Here is a 433-nt window from a genome sequence, read left to right on the forward strand (position 1 = left end):
CATGGAGCGCTACGGTTTCGATGAAGAGATCATGGGTGCCTTTGCTGTGCGCGGTGACCTGTTCACCTTTAAACGATGAGCGCCGGCATGATTAACAGGTATCAGGCTATGCAGCTGGGTATCCGCCCGGAGACGCTGGAAGCCTTCAGCCCGGATTGGCCGATCCCAACAGCGGAAGAGGTGGCCAAAGTTATTGAGCAGGGTGGGCGGTTATCCAGCCCTAAAATAGCGCGCCTGGTTGGCGTCAACGATCGCACCGTCCGCCGCTGGCTGGACGGCACCCGGACTATTAATTACGCGCAATGGTCAGTGCTGGTGGCCAGGGCGGGGCTGGGCAATTTATGGGAGCTGGCTGAATAGCGCAGCCTGGAGAAGCAAATGGACTATAAGCGTTTTTTCTCACTGAAAAAGCCGTGCCCAGAGTGCCCGTTCC

General features: G+C 57.5%; 1 protein-coding gene. It reads left to right on the top strand.

What is annotated here, in order from left to right:
• Positions 1-87: 87 nt before the first annotated feature.
• Positions 88-360, top strand: coding sequence for a helix-turn-helix domain-containing protein (locus tag CYR55_RS23145; RefSeq protein ID WP_146001056.1), 273 nt, complete (start codon positions 88-90; stop codon positions 358-360).
• Positions 361-433 lie beyond the last annotated feature (73 nt).

Source organism: Chimaeribacter californicus, from assembly GCF_002858675.1.
Lineage (GTDB): Bacteria > Pseudomonadota > Gammaproteobacteria > Enterobacterales > Enterobacteriaceae > Chimaeribacter > Chimaeribacter californicus.